The organism is Candidatus Methylomirabilota bacterium (assembly GCA_035936835.1).
GTDB lineage: Bacteria > Methylomirabilota > Methylomirabilia > Rokubacteriales > CSP1-6 > AR37.
The window spans coordinates 1-17,643 of sequence record DASYVT010000004.1; the positions used below are offsets into that span (position 1 = coordinate 1).

Consider the following 17,643-nt stretch of genomic DNA (forward strand, 5'->3'; position numbering starts at 1 on the left):
TTCGCGAACCCCGGCGACGGCGTGCTCATGCAGCTGCCCGTCTACCCGCCCATCTTGCGGCTGCCCGACAACGTGGGGATGTCGAGGGACGGCGCCGACCTCACGCGCGGCGCCGACGGGCGCTACATCGTCGACTTCGACACCTTCGAGCAGGCTATTACGCCGCGCACGCGCATGTTCCTCCTCTGCAACCCCCACAACCCGGTCGGCCACGTGTTCACACGCGAAGAGCTGTCGCGGATGGCGGAGGTCTGTCTCCGGCGCGGCCTCGTCATCTGCGCCGACGAGATCCACGGCGATCTTGTCTACAGCGGCCACGGCCATGTGCCGATCGCGTCACTCGATCCCGACATCGAGGCGCGCACCATCACGCTCATGGCGCCGAGCAAGACCTACAACCTGGCAGGTCTCAGGTGCGCGCTGGCCGTGATCCCGAACCAGACGCTGAGGGAGAAGTTCGTGGCGTCGCGGCTGGACATGGTCCAGACGCCGAACATCCTCGGCTACACGGCAATGCTCGCGGCGTACCGGGACGGGCAGCCCTGGCTGGACGAGCTTCTGCGCTACCTCGAAGCCAATCGGGACTTCCTCGTGAAGCACGTCCGGACCAACTTCCCGGGGATCGAGGTGGGCGTGCCCGAGGCCACGTATCTCGCGTGGCTGGACTGCCGCCAAGCGCGCATCCCGAACAACGACCCGTTCACATTCTTCCTCGAGACAGGCCGGGTGGCCTTCAATGACGGGGCGACATTCGGGCGCGGGGGGCAGGGATTCGTGCGTCTCAACTTCGGCTGCCCGCGCCAGCTGCTCATCCAGGGGCTCGAGCGCATCGGCCGGGCCCTCGGCCGCCTCCCGCACGGCGGGCCGTAGTCCGCGGTCAACAGAGCGCTAGGGGGCCCGGTGCTCCCTCAGGAAGGCCCCGACGGCGGCGTTGTACTCATCGGGGACGATGCTGGGGGCCAGGTGGCCTCCCGTGCCGAGCACGAGGAGCTTGGCGCCGGGGATCTTGCCTGCCAGCTCGTCGGAATAGAAGCGCGGGGTCAGCATGTCGTCGGCCGCCACCACCACCATGGTCGGAGCGCCGATCTCGCCCAGGCGATCCCGGCGGTCGAAGCGCACGATGGCGTCGATGCGGCTCGCCATCACCTCAACGGGCGCCTGCGCGGCGGCCTGCCGGCGGTGCTGCTCGGCAAGCTGGGCGTCGTTGGCGCTGACCCACCAGCCCGGCGCCACGAAGAGCGCCGAGGCGCGCAGATAGCTTTCCACGCCGCACTCGAGCAGCACCTGCTTGCGCGCCTCGAAGCAGCGGCGGAAGAACGGATCGTGCCCCGCCCACGTGGCGGAGAGCACCAGGCTCAGGATCCGGTCAGGGTGGTCCTGCGCCAGGACCTGTCCCATGGCGCCGCCCGTCGAATGCCCCACGTAGTGCGCGGCGTCGATGCCGAGCCGGTCCATGAGGCGCAGGACGTCGCCCGCCATCTGCTCGACGGAGTACTCGATCCGCGAGTGCGTGCTCTGCCCGGCGCCGCGGTGGTCGTGGGTGATGACGCGGAAGTCCCGCGCGAAGTCGGCAACCTGGGGCGCCCAGAAGGACCCGAGCCCCGACAGCCCCAGCACGAGGAGCAGCGGCGGGCCGCTCCCCTGCTCGTCGTAGTGGATCTCGGCGTCGCCGATCGAGACGCGCGGCACTAGCGCACCGTGTCGTTCATGCCACCGTGTCGTTCATACCAAGGCCGCGCTCGATCGCCACCACGTCCGTCGGCCGCTCGAAGGGCGCGGGGGGCGCCTGGCCCGCCGCGCGCGGCCGCCCGATCGCCTCGAAGAACTTCTCGAGCCCGGGCGGGGTCACGACCCAGAGCATCACGAGGTCCTCTGCCCCCTCGTTGATGATCTCGTGCTTGACGTCGTAGCCGAGGAAGCACGCAGTGCCGGGCACGAGCGCGTGCGTGGCGCCGTCCACGACCACGCTGCCGCGCCCGCGGAAGCAGATCTGCAGCTCCACCTGCTCGCCGTGCGAGTGCTCCCGGATGCGCCCGCCGGGCGCGATGCTCTGAAAGCCCAAGGAGAGACCGTCGAAACCGGTGCTGCCGGGGAAGAGCACGGGATCGGCGTGACCGTTGGCGGGGACGGGCTGCCAGTACGACGGGCCCTGGCCCGGCTGGACAACGACGGCACGGCCTCGAATCGAGTCGGGTGAGGTCATGAGCCCCCCAAGCCTACACAAGATCTCCCGGCTGCGGTAGCGGAGTTCGCGCTACGCTCGGCCAGTCCTTCCGTCCCGTCGCTAATCGGCCCGGCTACAGGGAGACGTGAGCATGCGGTGGAGCGCGACCGTGCTGGTCCTTGCCCTAGCGACTGGCCTCGTCCCGGCGGCGGCGCCCGCGGCTGAGTGCGCGGCGCCCAAGGCCGTCGTGACCACCGCGGTCGGCATGAAGTTCTGCGCGGATCCCGCCTTCGACGCCGCCATCGCGACCCTGGTCCAGCGCGCCCGCCAGGACGCCCGCGCGCAGCGGCGGGCCGGCAAGCTCATCGTCTACGCGAGCACGCCGATCAGCCCGCGAGGCGGCGGGCATGTCGAGACCAACCTGGAGATCGCCGCGTCGGTCAAGAGCAGGCTCGAGAAGGAGTACGGCGGCGCGGTGTGGGTGCTGGACCCTGGCCGGTACCAGATGCCCGACGTCGGCGGCAAAACTCCGGGCGGCGCGGACTACATGGTGGTGTGGACGGCCGTGCTCGCTGGGGAGGACGGTATGGGCCGCGACTTCGACATGGTCCACTTCACCGGCCCGAACGACATGCGCGCATTCTTTGGCTGCCTGCGCGAGGACGTCACCGGGTGCATCGACCGCTGGCTCACCGCCCGCGCGGGCGGTGACGGAAAGCTGCGCGCGGGCATCGCCGCGGACTCCGCGCGCCGACAGGCCTTCCTCCGCTACTACGCGCTCAGGGCCTCGAGCGCGTATTCGAGCGGCGCCCACGACGAGTGGAACATCTTCGTCAGGATCAACCGCAGACGCCCGCTGGGCGAGCAGGTCGCCGTGTTCTTCAACGGGCGCCCCGCCTCGCCGCCGGAGATGGAAACGGAGGTCTCACCCGGTTACGAGCACCGCTGATCTCCGCGGCCCGCCAGTCCTCAACGCGCAGCGCCCATCGCACGTGGTCGGCCCAGCGGCCGGCGATCTTCAGATACCCGGGCGAGTATCCCTCGCGGCGAAAGCCCGCGCGCTTGACCAGGGCAATCGAGGCGCGGTTCTCAGGCAGGATGTTGGCCTCGAGGCGGTGCAGCCGGAGGGTCCGGAACGCGTGAGCGAGCGCGAGCTGGAGCGCTTCGGTCATATAGCCCTGCCGCGCGTAGGGGGCACCGATCCAGTAGCCGAGAAACGCGCTCTGCGAGGGGCCGCGCACGATCTCGTTGAGGTTGACGGCGCCCAGCAGCGCCCCGTCCGTCGTGCGGCAGATCAGGAGCTTCTCGTGACGACCGCCGCGGCTGCTCCTGAGCCACGCGGCGAACTGCTCCGCCGCCGTGCGTCCCCGCGGGGGAACCGGCTCCCAGCGCAGCAGGAAGGCGGCGCTCCGGTGCCGCAGAGCGAGGTACGCCTCCCGATCGCGGCCGGTCGGCCTCCTCAGAAAGACGCGGTCACCCACGGCCGCGCCGCGTTCATCGGGACGCCCCGAGCGCGGTCTCGACACCATCGGCCCCCTTCCCGGAACACGTGATGGCGCACACGATCGAGGGCCAGGCTGGATGCGGGAAAGCATGGAGCCGGGGGCGGGAGTTGAACCCGCGACCTACTGATTACGAATCAGTTGCTCTGCCACTGAGCTACCCCGGCGTGCCCTGGTAACATCTTCGGGCGGCACAGGCGAGTATAGCAAAACCCTACTCGCGCACCAGCGCCTCGATCTCGTCGAGGTGCCCGCCGAAGCCGAGAAACACGCGCTCGTCGATCACGATCGCGGGGACCGCGAGCCGACCCGCCAGGCGGAATACCTCGGCACTGGCGTCCGGGTCGCGCCCGACATCGCGCACGTCCACGGCCGCGCCGCGCGACTGGAAGAACGCCAGCGCGGCTTCGCCGTCGGCATTGCCCTCCATGGTGAACAGCAGCACCTTTTTCACGGCGCCCCAACGATACCACCGCGCGCCCGCGTGCGGGTGGGCCGCGCTTGACCAGCCACAGCGGCTCTGCTAGCATCCGCCGCTGCGTATGGCCATGGCATTCCCTCTCTCATGACTCGCGCGGATCTCATCGCGTCGATGGCGGCCGAGAGCGGCTGGACCAAGGCCGCCTCGGACCGGGCGCTGCGCGCGCTTCTCGCGTCGATCCGCACCTCGCTCAAGCGCGGGCAGCCCGTGACCCTGGTGGGCTTCGGCACGTTCTCCGTCGGCCGTCGCAAGGCGCGCAAGGGCAAGAACCCGCGCACGGGCAAGCCCATGAACGTGGCGGGCGGACACACACCCAGGTTCAAGCCCTCTCCCGAGCTCAAGCGGGCTATCCGCTAGGCTTTTTGCTTGGCCGGATCCCCCGGCTCCCGTACAATTACACTCAGTGCGCCTCCTCGTCGTGATTTCCTCTGCGGCCCTGCTCACCGCAGCCCCGGCCTGGGCCCAGGGTGACCGGCCTATGCACCTGAGCGCGGAGTCCGCCCTCCTGCTCGCTCCCGACGGTACGGTGCTCTTCGCCAAGAACGCATCAGAAGACCATGCGCCGGCGAGCCTGGTGAAGCTCATGACGCTCTACCTCGCCTGCGAGGATCTCGAGGCGGGGCGCGCGAAGTGGGACGAGCCCGTGACCATCAGCCGGCGCGCCGCCGAGACCCCGCGCTATCGCATGGGACTCCGCGCCGGCGAGGATGTGCCCTTCCGCACGCTGCTCGAAGGCGTGGCCATCGGTTCGGCCAATGACGCCGCGACGGCGGTGGCCGAGCACCTCGGCGTCACCGAGGAGGCCTTTGTCGAGCGCATGAACGCCAAGGCGGCCGAACTGGGCCTCGCCTCCACGCATTTCGCCAACGCGCACGGCCTGCCCGACCCCGGCCAGCGCAGCACGGCGCAGGACATGGCGCGGCTGATCGGCCACGTCGTCCAGGACTACCCGGCTTCGCGACCGCTCCTGGGCGGCGCCAGCTTCGTCTACCGCGGCCGGGTCCACAGCCGGCGCATCCCTCTCTTTCAGGAACCGGGCGGCGTGCAGGCGCTCAAGACGGGCTTCACGCGCGAGGCGGGCTACAACCTCGCCATCGCGGCGTGGCGGGCGGGCCAGCGTTTTCTCCTGATCGTGCTGGGCTCGCAAACGCGCAGCCTGTCCTTTCGCGACGCCCAGCAGCTCCTGCGCTACGGCTTCGCCGAGACCGGCATCGAATCCGCCGAGGAGCCGCGTCGGCCCGCGCCGCCGACGCCGACGCGTCGGCCGACGGACCGACGGCGGCACGCCGCCGTGGCGGTCGGCCACCCCGTCCCGTCCCCAGACTACTAGCCCGCGGGCTGTGGCAAGGAGATCCCCCGTGGCCAGACCCAAGGCCTTCGTTTTCGACGCCTACGGCACGCTCTTCGACGTCCACTCGGTGGTCGAGGCCGGGCGCGGCGTGACCGGCGATCCGCAAGCGCTCTCGACGCTCTGGCGACAGAAGCAGCTCGAGTACACGTGGCTCCGGGCGCTCATGGGGCGCTACGAGGACTTCTGGGCTGTGACAGAAGCCGCGCTGCGCTGGGCGCTCGGGCGCCTCGGCATACGGGCCGGCGAGACTGAGATCGCCCGGCTGATGGAGGCGTATCTCTCGCTTGCGACCTTCCCCGAGGTCCCGGACGCGCTGGCCGCGATGGCGGGCACGCCCCTCGGCATTCTCTCGAACGGGTCGCCCAAGATGCTGGCCGCGGCGGTTCGCTCGAGCGGCCTCGAAGGCCGGCTCGCCCACGTCCTGTCGGTTGACGCCGTCAGGACCTACAAGCCGTCGCCGGCCGTCTACGAGCTGGGGACGCGGGCGTTCGGGCTTCCGGCGGCGGACATCCTCTTCGTGTCGTCCAACGGCTGGGACGTCGCGGGCGCCAAGGCCTTCGGCTACCGCGTCTGCTGGTGCAACCGCCTGGGGGCGCCGCGGGAGAACCTCGGCGTCACGCCCGATCTCGAGGTGCCGCGCCTCGACGAGATCCTGCCGGCGCTAGCCTAGCTCGCAGGCTGCTCAAAAGGGTCCAGATGCGAGGCGGCGCCCGAGGGCCGCACGCGAGGCGTAGTCGCTCTACGTTGAGCGTGCGGCCGAGGGCGCCAACGAAGCAGATGGGCCCTTTTCAGCAGCCTGCTAGGCGAGAAACTCGTTCGGCTTGTCGAAGACGCCGAGGACGATGCAACCGTCGGGGCTCCACGCGTCGTGGACCGAGCCGGCCCGCCGCCACACGTAGTTGCCGGCCGTGCAGGCGCCGTCTTCGTCTACGAGCGTGCCCTCGAGGACAAAGCTCTGTTCGATGCCGACGTGGCGGTGGCTGGGCAGCCGCGCGCCGGGCTCCATCCTGGTCAGGCTCGTCATCCGCCCAGAGGGGTCCTCGTAGAGCTTCTTCGTGTACACGCCCGGAAAGCGCGTTGGCTCCCACTCGATCTTTGAGACGTCCATGTAGGTGGACCGCGGGGTCTCTTTGAGGATCATCTCAGCGTCCCTCCCGGCGCGGGCACACGAGCCGCCGGCGCCGCCGCGTAGGGTTCATCGCTCGGGCCACGGGCCGGCCTTCGCATTCGGTTATCCGCAAGGGGTGGCCCGCACCGGAGCCAGTGTGGTCGGGGGCGGAGGGTAAGTCAAGAAGACCGGAGCGTCCTGGAGGCGCCGGGCAGGCTCAGGACGATCCGGCCGAGTCGCAGCGGGTCTACTTCTTGGCGAGTTTCCTCCGCTTCACGTACGCCCAGATCTTCTTCGTCATCTCGGAGGGGCCGATAGGCGCCCCGCCCATTACCGACTCCATGCTGTCCGTGCATCCCTTGAAGTTGATCGAGTAGCCGCCAAACGGCTTTTTCTTCACCATGCGCTCTGTCCTCCCTCGAGTGGGTTTGGGATTCGCCGCCCGGCGCCTCCCGAATAGGGCTGAGGGTATTATCGCCAAGCTACGAGGGAGCGCAAGTGAAAAATACAACCCCTAGGGGGGGCCCTACGAGGGGATGACTACCGGGTGGGGGTATACCCCCGGGGGGTGTCCTGGACGGCTACCGCCGCCCCGAGAAGGTTGGCATCACATCTCTGGCGAACCAGGCGAGCTGTTCCTTGAATTCCTTGGGCGGCATGCCTTCGGCCCAGTGGATCATCATGTGCTCGAGCCCGGGATATCGCGCCTCGAACTCGCGAATCTGCTCGATCACGAGCGCGGGCGGCCCGCAGAGCCAGGCCTTCTGCGCCACGCCCTCGCGAATACTCGGCACGCGCGCGGGCGCGCCCGGCACGCCCCACGAGCGGCCCTCCTCGTCCGCGTAGCGCACGAAGCCGAAGGGCGCGAACCACTTGTAACGCTCGTCGTGATAGGGCTCGACGCGCGCGACCGCCGCCTCAACCGTCTCGGCCAGGTAGAGGCCCACGCCCCAGCAGATGTCCTGACCGAGCGCCAGCTTCCGGCCGGCCTTGGCCGCTTCGGACTGGTAGGCGCGCACGACCTGGTCGAAGATGCGCTCGCCGTTGAGCGTGACCATGCCCTTGATGCCGCGCTGGGCGATGTAGGGCAGCGTCTTGCCGCTGGCGATCGGCTGCCAGATCTCGACCGGCAAGTGGATGGGGCGCGGCACGACGGTGATGTCGGTCAGCTGGTAACCGCGATACTCCACGGGCGCGGGGATCGTGTAGTGCTTGCCCTTGAATGCCCAGGACTCCTCGTTGAAGCATTTGAGGAGCACCTCCATCTGCTCCTCGAAAAGCTCCTGGTTCGCCTTGTTGTCGAGCATGGGCGCGCCGAAGGTCTCGACCTCGCGCGTGTGGTAACCGCGGCCAACGCCCATGATCACGCGCCCGCCCGTCATGATGTCGGCCTGGGCGTAGTCCTCCGCGAGCCGGATCGGGTGCCACATCGGCAGCACGTTGAAGGCGCAGCCGAACTTGAGCCGCCGGGTCTGCGTGGCGAGCCAGGTGCCGAGCAGGATCAGGTTCGGGAAGACCTCGTAACCCTCGCGCTGGAAGTGGTGCTCGGCCGTCCAGAGCGCGTAGTAGCCCAGCTCGTCCATGTGCTGGGCGACTTCCTTCGCCGTCTGGAAGGCCTCGGCCAGCCGCTCGTTGGAATAGCGGCGCTCGTTGGCCGGCGTACCGTGCAGCCCGACGTTGTCGAGCTCGATCTGGCCGACATACAGGACCGAGAACTTCGTGATCATTTCGCCCTCCAGCCCCCGTCCACGACGAGGCTGTGGCCGGTGATGTATCCCGCCTCGTCCGACGCCAAGTATCGCACCGCCGAGGCGATCTCCTCGACGGTGCCGCGGCGCCCCGTCGGCACCACCGCGCGAACCTGCTCGTCGTTCACCGCGATGCCGCGACCGCTCATGTCCGGGATGTCGGGGCCGAGGATCTGCTGGGAGTGCTGGCGCAGGTTGGTCAGGATAGGCCCCGGGCACACCGCGTTGATGGTGATGCCGCGGGACGAGTACGTGACGGCCATCTGGCGGGTGAGACCCACCACGCCGTGCTTGGCGGCGACGTAGGCCGCGCCGCCGCCGGTGCCGTTGAGGCCCGCGACCGAGGCCATGTTGACGATGCGCCCCCGGCCGCGCGGCAGCATCTCGGCAAGCGCGCGCTTGCAGCCGAAGAACACGCCGGTGAGGTCGATGTCGATCACGCGGCGCCAGACGGCTTCGTCCATCTCGTCGACGTTGAAGTAGCCGTCGAGGACACCCGCGTTGTTGACCATGATCTCGAGCGGGCCGAGCGCCTGGACCGCCCCGCCGACGGCGCGGTCCACGTCGGCCGCCTTGCTCGTGTCGGCCTGGAAGGCCTTGGCCTTGCCGCCCGCCTTGGCGATGAGCGCCACCGTCTCCTCGGCCGAGGCCCCGTCGAGGTCCACCGCCCCGATGGCGGCGCCCACCTCCGCCAGCGCCCGCGCGATCGCGCGGCCCAGCCCCGAGCCTGCCCCCGTCACCACCGCCGTTCTGTCTTTCAGAATCATCGTAGTTCTCACTCCCCTCACCCTGCCTCTCCCCAGCGGGGAGAGGAGAAGTTGTGCGCCCCCTCCGCTCCTCCCTCTCCCTCAGTGAGGGAGAGGGCAGGGTGAGGGTGCGGTCATCAGATGGCCAAGGCGTAGCCGTCGCGTCGCGGATCGGCGCCGGCCATCCACGCCCCGGACTCGGGGTCGCGCGCTATCCCCTGGCCGCCGCCGACGACCCAGGACCAGTCGTCGAGCACGTTGATGACGTGCCCGCGCTTGCGAAGATCTTCGCGCGTAGATTCCGGAATGCGTGATTCGGCGTCGACGAGCCGGTCGCGGTAGACGCGCACGCGCGGCTGCTCGATCGCCTCCTGGATGTTGAAGCCGAACTCGAGGAGATTGAGCAGCATCTGGGGCTGGGTCTGGAGGATGCCGTAGGAGCCCGGCGTGCCGACACTGAACGCGAAGGCGCCGTCCTTGAAGACCTGGGTCGGCGACATCATGGTGCCGGCCTTGCGTCCCGGCTTCACCACGTTCGGCGAGGCGGGGTCGAGGTCCATCCACTTGAGGATGTTGTTCAGGACCAGGCCCGTGCCCGGCACGGCGAAGCCGGAGCCGAAGGGAACGCCGAGCGTCTGCGTGACAGAGACGACCGTGCCGTCCGCATCCGCGCAGGCGAAGTGCGTCGTCTGCTCGTTGGCGAACTTGGCCGGATGCCCCTCCGCGATCTGTCCCTCCAGCTTCTCCCGGTTGTGCCGCTCGCCTTCGCTCACGGCCGCCTTTGCCCCGTCGATGCGCGCCCGCTGGGAGGCGGCATAGGCCTTCGACAGCAGCCCCTTGATGGGCGTCTCGCCCGAATACGCGTACGCGAGGCGGTCGGCCGAGCCCAGCTTGATGGCCTCGATCAGGTGGTGGAGGTAGTTCGCGGAGTTGTGGCCCCAGCCGGCGACGTCGTAGCCCTCGAGGATGTTGAACGTCTCGAGCATCTGGAAGGCGGAGAACGGCGGCGGCACCGAGAAGAGCTCCGCGCCGCGGTACGTGATACGCAGAGGCGCCCGCCACTCAACCTTGAACGCCGCGAGGTCAGCCTCGGTGAGCCAGCCGCCCGCCTCGGTCACCGCGCGCGCTATGACGCGCGCGATGGGCCCGCGGTAGAAAGCCTCTGCCCCGCCCTCGACGACCTGGCGCAACGTCCCTGCTAGCTCCTTGTAGGTCGCGACCTTGCCGGGGCGCGGACCGCCGTTGCCCAAATAGAGCCGCTGCGCCTCGGCCGAGCGGCCGAGCTGCGGACGCGCCTGCTCGATGAAACGGCTGCTCATCCACGTCAGCGGCACGCCGCCCTCGGCCCACTCGATGGCCGGGGCGAAGACCTTCGCGCGCGGCATGCTGCCGAAGCGCTCGAGCGCCGCGAGCCAGCCGCCGAGGTTGCCCGGCGTCGCGCACGACTTGGGACCACCCGCCAGGTCGTCCTCGACGATCCCCGCCGGGCCGGCCGCCGCCGGTGCCAAGCCGATGAAGTCGAGCACGTGGCGCTCGCTGCCGCCGCGGCGGGAGACGAACATCAGCCCTATTCCTGCGGCGCTCGACATGAACGGCTCGACCACGTTGAGCGTGGACCCGACGGCGACGGCGGCGTCCACGGCGTTGCCGCCGTCGAGGAGCATACGGATCCCCGCCATGGACGCGAGCGGGTGGGCCGAGGCGACGGCGCCCCTCCGACCCATGACGGCGGGGCGATACGCGTGACGATGAGGGGGCATGGATCCTCCGGACGCGACTGATCGCGCTCTAAGACGAGAGGAACTTCACGGCGGCGTCCGCCACCGCGTCGGGGGACTCGAGGTGGAGCATGTGACCGCCCGGAAGCGAGCGGACCGCGGCGGCGCGAATGAGCCGCGCGAACTCCTCCGCGTACGCTGGCGGGTTGGCGCGGTCGGCCTCGCCCCACAGGATGAGCGTCGGCGCCGACAGGCGATGCAGCCGCTTCTTGAGCCCCTTGTCGGGGATGGGCCAGACGAACTTGCCCATGGCCGAGAGCCGCTGGATCTGCTCGATCTGCGCCGCCATGTTCTCCTCTTCCGTCTGGGGCAGCGCCGCCCACTCCCGCGCGGCAGGCGCGTCGGGATCCTTCCACAGGACGGCGCGCAGCTCGGCCGCGGGCAGGATCACGACGTCGGCGACCGGCTTGGCGTCGAGCCAGAGCCCGAGCGGCGAGATGAGCACGACCTTCTTCGCGCGTCCGTGGCAGATCGAGGCGAGCTCGGCCGCGGCCATCCCGCCGAAGAAGTGGCCGGCGAGATGCGCCGACGCGATGCCGAGGGCGCCCATGAGCTCGTCGTAGGCGAGCGCCAGGTCCACCACGTCGTCCACGGCTTCGACGCCCTCCGACCCCTGGACGCCGGGGTGAAAGGGCGCGTGGACGGTGAAGCGCTGTGCCAGCCTGTCGAGGAACGGCGGCCAGGCGCTCCGGTCGTGGAAGGAGTGGAACCAGACGAGGTCGGGCCCGCTGCCGGCCGTGAGGACGCGGAAGCGGACCGCGCCGCTGCGGATCGGGACGACCTGCTCGCGCGGCGTCATGCGACGTCTCCGTTGCCGGCCCCCGAAGGCCACCAATGGTCCTCGTAGCCCTTCCAGGTATCGCGCATGTACGGCAGGACTTCCTTGCCGAAGAGCTCGGTGTTCTTGAACACGAGCTCCTTGGGCATGCTGCCGATCTGCAGCAGCACCATGAGGTGGCCGACGCGGAGCTTCTGGACGCAGTCCGCGAGCTGCTCGCGCACGGTCGCCGGGTTGCCCGCGATGATATAGCCCTCGTCGACGTACTTCTTCCAGTCGAGCGACTGCCGGATCTTCCGCGCCTGGTCGCCGACCTGCGGCCGGACGCCCGCCTGCATCGTCTTGAGCGTCCGGTAGCCGGGCGCCTCGGCGAAGCCTTCCCACACGTGCAGGCACCGCTGGTAGAAGTAGTGGACGTGCTCGAAGTACTCGCGCTCGGCGGACGCGTCGGTCTCGGACACGCAGACGAGCTGCAAGAACCCGGCGCGGTAGGGATTGTCGTCCACGCCCAGCCGCTCGAGGGCCTGCCAGAAGCCGTCCATCGTCGCCTTGCCGCGCTTGTAGCCGTAGTAGGAGAGGTAGCAGTAGACGTAGTTGAGCCGCGCCGTCCACTCCCACGTCTCCACGCTTCCGCCGCCCGGGATCCACACCGGCGGGTGCGGCTGCTGGAGCGGCCGCGGCCAGATGTTGACGTAGCGGAGCTGCGTGTATTTCCCGTTGAACGCGAAGGTCTCAGGCCGGGTCCACGCCTGCATGACGAGATCGTGCGCCTCGTAGTAGCGGTCGCGGAGCGTCGCCGGGTTGACGCCGTAGCCGAAGTTGGTGTCCATGGACGTCCCGACGGGGAAGCCCGCCACGAGCCGCCCGCCCGAGAGCGTGTCGAGCATGGCGAACTCCTCGGCGACGCGCACGGGCGGGTTGTAGAGCGCGAGACTGTTGCCCAGCACCACGAGCGCCGCCTTGGACGTCCGCCGGCTGAGCGCCGCGGCCATGAGGTTGGGCGACGGCATGAGCCCGTAGGCGTTCTGGTGGTGCTCGTTGACGCAGATGCCGTCGAACCCGCACCGCTCGGCGTGCTCGAGCTCGTCCAGGTACTCGTTGTAGAGACCGTGGACCTTGCGCCCGTCGTAGAGCGACTGCGGCACGTCCACCCAGACCGAGCGGTAGTCGTTCTCGAAGTTCTCCGGCAGGAACCGGTACGGCATCAGGTGGAACCAGCAGGTCTTCATCCGCGCAATGGTAGGATGGTGGCCGTTCGGACGCAAGTCGCGTCACCGCACCCGGCAGGAGGTCTCGATCCGTGCAAGCCGTCTACGACACCATCGGGACAGGCTACGCCGCGAAGCGGCGGGCCGACCCGCGAATCGCGCGCGCCATAGGCAAAGCGCTGGGCGATGCCGCGAGCGTGGTCAATCTGGGCGCCGGCGCGGGCTCCTACGAGCCGCCCGACCTCCCGGTGGTGGCCGTCGAGCCCTCGTGGGAGATGATCGGCCAGCGGCCCAGGGGCTCTACTCCCGTCGTCCAGGCCGTCGCCGAGCGTCTTCCCTTCCCCGACGGCGCCTTCGACGCGGCGCTGGCAGTGCTGACCGTGCACCACTGGAGCGACCGCCGCGCCGGGCTCGCCGAGCTCGCCCGCGTCGCGGGTCGGGCGGTCATCGTCACCTGGGACCCCGCGTGCCGCGAGAGCTTCTGGCTCACGACCGACTACCTGCCCGAGATCGTCGAGCTCGACGTGCCGCGCTTCCCGACACTCGCCGAGCTGGCGGGCTGCCTCGGAGGACGGATCGAGACGCAGATGCTGCCCGTGCCCCACGACTGCGTGGACGGCTTTCTCGGGGCCTTCTGGCGGAGGCCCGACGCCTATCTCGACCCTGCGGTTCGCGGCGCGATGTCCTGCTTCGCAGAGCTTCCGGCCGGGCGCGTCGACGCGGGGCTCACGCGCCTCGCCGAGGATCTGAACGCAGGGCGCTGGACGGCCAGGTACGGGCATGTGCAAGACCAGGACAGCGCCGATCTCGGCTACCGATTGGTCGTCGCCGATCTCGGCGCGCCGGATGGGAGGCGGCGCTGACTCCCGCACTCGCCGAGGCTCTCAACCGCGCGCGCTACATCTACCTGACGACCTACAGCCAGGCGGGCAAGCCCGGCATGGTTCCGACCTGGTGCTGGCTCCACGACGATGCGCTGTACTTCACGACCCAGCGCGCGAGCCTCAAGGCGAGGCGCATCAGGAACGGTGGGCGCGTCACCGTCAATGTCGGCACGAAGGACGGCCCCGTATTCGAGGGGCACGCGGAGTGGGTGGACGACAGGCCCGACCTGGAAGGGGCCATCCTGGCGGCGTATCGGCGCAAGTACTGGATCCTCGTGCCGCTGTGGATGGGCCGCTACATCCGCAAAGGTCTCCGGGCGAAGACCAGCGTCCTCATCCGCATCCTGACCTCTCTGCCAATTTGACTGAGACAGTGACGCACTTGGGCAGTTTAGTGAGGAGGCCGAGCAAGGACCGGAAGCCGATGCGCACCGTGGAGGGGGCCCTCGGTGGGCCGGCGATCGAGGCCGTGGCGAAGGTGACGCGGCGGCGAGTACCCGGCCCTCCGACTTGCCCACGAGGGCACCTTCGCGTAGCCTGCCCTCGATCGCTGCGCAGTCGTTACGCCTGTGAGAGGCAAGGAGAGGCCGATGCGTCGGGGGGCAAAGCCCGGGAAGGCGAAGGTCAAAGCCAGGCTCCCTGTCGCCCGCAAGGCGCCGAAGAAGGAAGCTTCCGGGCGCCGCGAGATCGAGAAGCGCCTGGCGGAGAGCGTGGAGCGGGAGAAGGCGACAGGCGAGCTCCTGCAAGAGAAGACTCGCGCGCTGACCGAGGCGCTCGAACAGCAGACGGCTACGAGCGAAATCCTCCACGTGATCTCCAACTCTCCGACGGATGTCCGATCTGTTCTGGACGCAGTGGCGGAGAGTGCCGCGCGCCTCTGCGATTCGCTGGATAGCGGCATCTTCCGGGTCGATGGGAATATGGTCCGCCTGGTCGCCCACAAGGGACCGATCCCCGCGGCAGGCCGCGCAACCCCGCCCGACTCTCCGCTCGTCCGGGGGACGGTGAACGGACGCGCGATCATGGAACGGCGGACGATCCAGGTCGCCGACCTGCAGGCCGAGACTCAGGAGTTTCCGGAGGGAAGCGCCCGTGCGCGCCAGATCGGCTGGCGAACCCAGTTGAGCGTCCCACTTCTGAGAGAAGGCACGGTGATCGGCGTGATCAGCCTACGTCGCACCGCGGTCCGGCCTTTCACCGACACGCAGATCTCACTCCTCCAGACCTTCGCCGACCAGGCCGTCATCGCGATCGAGAACGTGCGCCTGTTCACCGAGCTGCAGGCGAGCAACCGCGAGCTGACCACGGCGCTGGACCAGCAGACCGCCACCAGCGACATCCTGCGTGTCATCAGCCAGTCGCAGACGGATGTCCAGCCGGTCTTCGACGCGATCGTGGCCAGCGCCGTCCGCTTGCTACGGGCGTACACGGGCGTACTGACCCGGCTCGAGGGTGATCAGATCGTGCTCGCCGCGCTCACGAGTACCGACGACGCGGCCGCCGCCGCCCACAGGGCGCTCTTCCCACGGTCGCGCCAATCCGTGGGGGCGCTCGCCCAGGCCATTCGCGATCGGGCGCCGCTCAATATCGGCAACGCACACACCGATCCCCGAATCTCCGAAGCCGGGCGCGCCTTCGCTCGTATCCGTGGCTACCAAAGCCAGGTTGTGGTGCCGCTGCTCCATTCCGACGCGGTGGTCGGGACGATCTCGCTGACCCGCCGCGAGCGCGGCGGGTTCACCGACGACGAGATCGCGCTGCTCCAGACCTTCGCCGATCAGGCCGTGATCGCGATCGAGAACGCGCGGCTCTTCACCGAGCTGGAGGGACGGAACCGCGATCTGACGGCGACGAGCGAGATCCTGCGGGTGATCTCCAGCTCGCCGACGGACCTACAGCCCGTGTTCGACGCGATCCTCGACAAGGCGACCGGGCTCTGCGACGCGAATCTGGGCGCGCTTGGGCGCTACGACGGCGAGCGATACGAGCACCTCGCCCACCGCGGTGCGTCTCCGGAGTTCCAGACGTACCTCTTCAGTGGTCCCCGCGTTCCCGGGGGGGGGCGACGGCATTGGGCCGCATGATCAGCACCCGCCGGCCTGTTCACATCGCGGACATCAAGGACGACCCGCTTTACCGTAGCGGTGACCGGGCTCGCGTGGCGACGGCGGATCTCGCGGGCGCGCGCACGACCCTGACCGTGCCGATGCTGAAGGAAGGTCGTGTCGTGGGCGGGATCGTCATCTATCGTCGCGAGGTCCGCCCGTTCGGCGAAAAGCAGATCGAGCTCGTGACGACGTTCGCCAGCCAGGCCGTCATCGCGATCGAGAACGTGCGGCTGTTCACCGAGCTGCAGGCGAGCAATCGCGAATTGACCACGGCACTGGACCAGCAGACCGCCACCAGCGACATCCTGCGCGTGATCAGCCAGTCGCAGACGAATGTCCAGCCAGTCTTCGACGCGATCGTGGCCAGCGCCGTCCGCTTACTGGGGGCGTACTCGGGCATGCTGACCCGGGTCGCCGGCGATCAGATCGTGCTCGCCGCGCTCACGAGCACCGACGAGGCTGGCGACGCTGCCCTGAGGGCCATCTTCCCACAGTCGCTCCACTTCGAGGGGACGCACCCCAAGGTCATTCGCGATCGCGCGCCGCTCAATATCACCGACGCACACACCGATCCCCGGTTGCCCGAGACCTCGCGCGCCACCTATCGGATCCGTGGCAGCCGAAGCCAGGTCGTGGTGCCGCTGCTCCGTCACGACGAGGCGGTCGGGACGATCGGGGTGACCCGCCGGGAGCCCGGGGGCTTCAACGACGACGAGATCGCACTGCTCAAGACCTTCGCCGACCAGGCGGTGATCGCGATCGAGAACGTGCGGCTGTTCAACGAGTTGGAGGGACGTAACCGCGACCTCACCGAGGCTCTCGAGCAGCAGACGGCGACGGCTGAGATCCTGCGGGTCATCAGCCGATCCCAGACCGACGTGCAGCCGGTCTTCGACACGATCGTCAGAAGCGCCGTGAGGTTGTGCGACGGACTCTTCAGCGGGCTCTTGCAGTTCGACGGCGAGCTGCTCCATCATGTCGCCGACCACAACTACACTCCTGAAGCCCTCGAGGAGGTGCACCGCATATTCCCGATGCGCCCCAGCCGGGCCCTGGGGTCGTCCCGGGCGATCCTGGAGCGCGCGGTTGTCCACATACCCGATATGGAGCTCGATCCGGAGTATCAGCATCAAGCGCTGTCCCGCGCGACCGGCTTTCGAAGCGGCCTCTTCGTCCCCATGCTGCGGGAGGGCGCTCCCATCGGTGTCATCGCGGTGGGGCGCGCCGAGCCCGGGCTGTTCTCCGACAACGAGATCGAGCTGCTGAAGACCTTTGCCGACCAGGCCGTCATCGCCGTCGAGAACGTGCGCCTCTTCAAGGAGCTGGAGGCGCGGACGGGCGAGCTGACCCAGTCTGTGGAGAAGCTGACGGCGCTGGGCGAGGTCAGCCGGGCGGTGAGCTCGACGCTGGACGTCGAGACGGTGCTCAACACGATCGTCTCCCGTGCTAGTCAGCTCGCGGGCGCCGACGGCTGCTCGATCTTCGAGTACGACGAAGCCGCCGAGCAGTTCGAGCTGCGCGCGACCCACAACGACGACACGGAGTTTGTCGAGGCCCTCCGGGCGGTGCCCCTCCGGAAGGGCGAAGGGCTCATGGGGCGCGCGGCCGAGATGCGCGAGCCCATCCAGATCCCCGACATCACCCAGCCCGGGGCCTACCAGAGCAGCGCCCGGGACACCCTCATCCGGTTCGGTTACCGGGCGCTCCTTGCCGTGCCCTTGCTCCGCGAGGACCAGATCATCGGCAGCCTGTCTTTCAACCGGAAGGCGCCCGGTGAGTTTCCTCCC

20 protein-coding genes and 1 tRNA gene are annotated in these 17,643 nt (G+C 69.1%); 9 read left to right on the plus strand and 12 right to left on the minus strand.

Going from position 1 to position 17,643, the window contains the following annotated elements; genetic code table 11:
• The coding region (locus VGV06_00095; GenBank protein HEV2053552.1) for an aminotransferase class I/II-fold pyridoxal phosphate-dependent enzyme at window positions 1-870 on the plus strand (870 nt) is incomplete at its 5' end.
• Window positions 871-888: 18 nt separating this feature from the next.
• Here the strand turns inward: VGV06_00095 and VGV06_00100 are convergent.
• Window positions 889-1,689 (minus strand): alpha/beta fold hydrolase, encoded by an 801-nt coding sequence (locus VGV06_00100; GenBank protein ID HEV2053553.1) that lies wholly within the window; start codon window positions 1,687-1,689, stop codon window positions 889-891.
• A 16-nt stretch (window positions 1,690-1,705) separates the two neighbouring features.
• On the minus strand, window positions 1,706-2,203 hold the full coding sequence (locus VGV06_00105) for a cupin domain-containing protein (protein ID HEV2053554.1): 498 nt from the start codon (window positions 2,201-2,203) through the stop codon (window positions 1,706-1,708).
• A 112-nt stretch (window positions 2,204-2,315) separates the two neighbouring features.
• Here VGV06_00105 and VGV06_00110 point away from each other — a divergent pair, with 112 nt between their 5' ends.
• Window positions 2,316-3,113: a hypothetical protein gene (locus VGV06_00110; GenBank protein ID HEV2053555.1), complete on the plus strand. Its 798-nt coding sequence runs from the start codon at window positions 2,316-2,318 to the stop codon at window positions 3,111-3,113.
• Here the strand turns inward: VGV06_00110 and VGV06_00115 are convergent.
• The 3 genes from VGV06_00115 to VGV06_00125 form a co-directional block, all read right to left on the minus strand.
• Entirely contained in the window at window positions 3,046-3,645 is a 600-nt protein-coding gene (locus VGV06_00115; protein ID HEV2053556.1) for a GNAT family protein, read from the minus strand. The genes VGV06_00110 and VGV06_00115 overlap by 68 nt on opposite strands.
• Before the next feature lie 113 nt (window positions 3,646-3,758).
• Window positions 3,759-3,833 (minus strand) — tRNA-Thr (locus VGV06_00120).
• Window positions 3,834-3,880: 47 nt separating this feature from the next.
• Entirely contained in the window at window positions 3,881-4,120 is a 240-nt protein-coding gene (locus VGV06_00125; protein ID HEV2053557.1) for a glutaredoxin family protein, read from the minus strand.
• 111 nt (window positions 4,121-4,231) lie between these two features.
• Here VGV06_00125 and VGV06_00130 point away from each other — a divergent pair, with 111 nt between their 5' ends.
• The 3 genes from VGV06_00130 to VGV06_00140 all read left to right on the plus strand — a co-directional run bounded on the left by VGV06_00130 (window position 4,232) and on the right by VGV06_00140 (window position 6,168).
• Window positions 4,232-4,504 (plus strand): HU family DNA-binding protein, encoded by a 273-nt coding sequence (locus VGV06_00130; GenBank protein HEV2053558.1) that lies wholly within the window; start codon window positions 4,232-4,234, stop codon window positions 4,502-4,504.
• Window positions 4,505-4,625: 121 nt separating this feature from the next.
• The gene (locus tag VGV06_00135; GenBank protein HEV2053559.1) at window positions 4,626-5,477 is read left to right on the plus strand and encodes a D-alanyl-D-alanine carboxypeptidase family protein; all 852 of its coding nucleotides are present in this window, start codon (window positions 4,626-4,628) and stop codon (window positions 5,475-5,477) included.
• 28 nt (window positions 5,478-5,505) lie between these two features.
• Window positions 5,506-6,168 carry a haloacid dehalogenase type II gene (locus VGV06_00140; protein HEV2053560.1) on the plus strand — a complete coding sequence of 221 codons (663 nt, stop codon included), beginning with the start codon at window positions 5,506-5,508 and terminating at the stop codon, window positions 6,166-6,168.
• Between the two features lie 129 nt (window positions 6,169-6,297).
• Here VGV06_00140 and VGV06_00145 read toward each other — a convergent pair whose 3' ends face one another.
• The 7 genes from VGV06_00145 to VGV06_00175 form a co-directional block, all read right to left on the minus strand.
• Window positions 6,298-6,639, minus strand: coding sequence for a cupin domain-containing protein (locus VGV06_00145; GenBank protein ID HEV2053561.1), 342 nt, complete (start codon window positions 6,637-6,639; stop codon window positions 6,298-6,300).
• 214 nt (window positions 6,640-6,853) lie between these two features.
• A complete protein-coding gene (locus VGV06_00150; GenBank protein ID HEV2053562.1) occupies window positions 6,854-7,009 on the minus strand; it encodes a hypothetical protein in 156 nt (51 codons plus the stop codon).
• 178 nt (window positions 7,010-7,187) lie between these two features.
• Window positions 7,188-8,333 (minus strand): LLM class flavin-dependent oxidoreductase, encoded by a 1,146-nt coding sequence (locus tag VGV06_00155; GenBank protein ID HEV2053563.1) that lies wholly within the window; start codon window positions 8,331-8,333, stop codon window positions 7,188-7,190.
• Window positions 8,330-9,121 carry an SDR family NAD(P)-dependent oxidoreductase gene (locus tag VGV06_00160; GenBank protein HEV2053564.1) on the minus strand — a complete coding sequence of 264 codons (792 nt, stop codon included), beginning with the start codon at window positions 9,119-9,121 and terminating at the stop codon, window positions 8,330-8,332. Before VGV06_00160 ends, VGV06_00155 begins: the two co-directional genes overlap by 4 nt.
• A gap of 116 nt (window positions 9,122-9,237) precedes the next feature.
• Window positions 9,238-10,860, minus strand: a complete 1,623-nt coding sequence (locus VGV06_00165; GenBank protein ID HEV2053565.1) for a gamma-glutamyltransferase family protein — start codon at window positions 10,858-10,860, stop codon at window positions 9,238-9,240.
• 28 nt (window positions 10,861-10,888) lie between these two features.
• A complete protein-coding gene (locus VGV06_00170; GenBank protein ID HEV2053566.1) occupies window positions 10,889-11,677 on the minus strand; it encodes an alpha/beta hydrolase in 789 nt (262 codons plus the stop codon).
• The gene (locus VGV06_00175; GenBank protein HEV2053567.1) at window positions 11,674-12,885 is read right to left on the minus strand and encodes an LLM class flavin-dependent oxidoreductase; all 1,212 of its coding nucleotides are present in this window, start codon (window positions 12,883-12,885) and stop codon (window positions 11,674-11,676) included. Before VGV06_00175 ends, VGV06_00170 begins: the two co-directional genes overlap by 4 nt.
• 71 nt (window positions 12,886-12,956) lie before the next feature.
• Between VGV06_00175 and VGV06_00180 the strand changes: the two genes are divergently transcribed.
• From VGV06_00180 to VGV06_00195, 4 genes are all read left to right on the plus strand, one after another.
• Window positions 12,957-13,727, plus strand: coding sequence for a class I SAM-dependent methyltransferase (locus VGV06_00180; GenBank protein ID HEV2053568.1), 771 nt, complete (start codon window positions 12,957-12,959; stop codon window positions 13,725-13,727).
• Window positions 13,728-13,771: 44 nt separating this feature from the next.
• Window positions 13,772-14,113 carry a pyridoxamine 5'-phosphate oxidase family protein gene (locus tag VGV06_00185; GenBank protein HEV2053569.1) on the plus strand — a complete coding sequence of 114 codons (342 nt, stop codon included), beginning with the start codon at window positions 13,772-13,774 and terminating at the stop codon, window positions 14,111-14,113.
• Between the two features lie 225 nt (window positions 14,114-14,338).
• Window positions 14,339-15,832 carry a GAF domain-containing protein gene (locus tag VGV06_00190; protein ID HEV2053570.1) on the plus strand — a complete coding sequence of 498 codons (1,494 nt, stop codon included), beginning with the start codon at window positions 14,339-14,341 and terminating at the stop codon, window positions 15,830-15,832.
• Window positions 15,829-17,643, plus strand: a 1,815-nt coding sequence (locus VGV06_00195; GenBank protein HEV2053571.1) for a GAF domain-containing protein, incomplete at its 3' end; no start/stop codon positions are given. The genes VGV06_00190 and VGV06_00195, both read left to right, overlap by 4 nt.

Coding starts and splice junctions, on each gene's coding strand:
- VGV06_00170 (HEV2053566.1), bottom strand. CDS start 11,677: ATGACGCCGCGCGAGCAGGTCGTCCCGATCCGCAGCGGCGCGGTCCGC.
- VGV06_00160 (HEV2053564.1), bottom strand. CDS start 9,121: ATGATTCTGAAAGACAGAACGGCGGTGGTGACGGGGGCAGGCTCGGGG.
- VGV06_00165 (HEV2053565.1), bottom strand. CDS start 10,860: ATGCCCCCTCATCGTCACGCGTATCGCCCCGCCGTCATGGGTCGGAGG.
- VGV06_00110 (HEV2053555.1), top strand. CDS start 2,316: ATGCGGTGGAGCGCGACCGTGCTGGTCCTTGCCCTAGCGACTGGCCTC.
- VGV06_00190 (HEV2053570.1), top strand. CDS start 14,339: ATGCGTCGGGGGGCAAAGCCCGGGAAGGCGAAGGTCAAAGCCAGGCTC.
- VGV06_00150 (HEV2053562.1), bottom strand. CDS start 7,009: ATGGTGAAGAAAAAGCCGTTTGGCGGCTACTCGATCAACTTCAAGGGA.
- VGV06_00155 (HEV2053563.1), bottom strand. CDS start 8,333: ATGATCACGAAGTTCTCGGTCCTGTATGTCGGCCAGATCGAGCTCGAC.
- VGV06_00175 (HEV2053567.1), bottom strand. CDS start 12,885: ATGAAGACCTGCTGGTTCCACCTGATGCCGTACCGGTTCCTGCCGGAG.
- VGV06_00145 (HEV2053561.1), bottom strand. CDS start 6,639: ATGATCCTCAAAGAGACCCCGCGGTCCACCTACATGGACGTCTCAAAG.
- VGV06_00105 (HEV2053554.1), bottom strand. CDS start 2,203: ATGACCTCACCCGACTCGATTCGAGGCCGTGCCGTCGTTGTCCAGCCG.
- VGV06_00135 (HEV2053559.1), top strand. CDS start 4,626: ATGCACCTGAGCGCGGAGTCCGCCCTCCTGCTCGCTCCCGACGGTACG.
- VGV06_00130 (HEV2053558.1), top strand. CDS start 4,232: ATGACTCGCGCGGATCTCATCGCGTCGATGGCGGCCGAGAGCGGCTGG.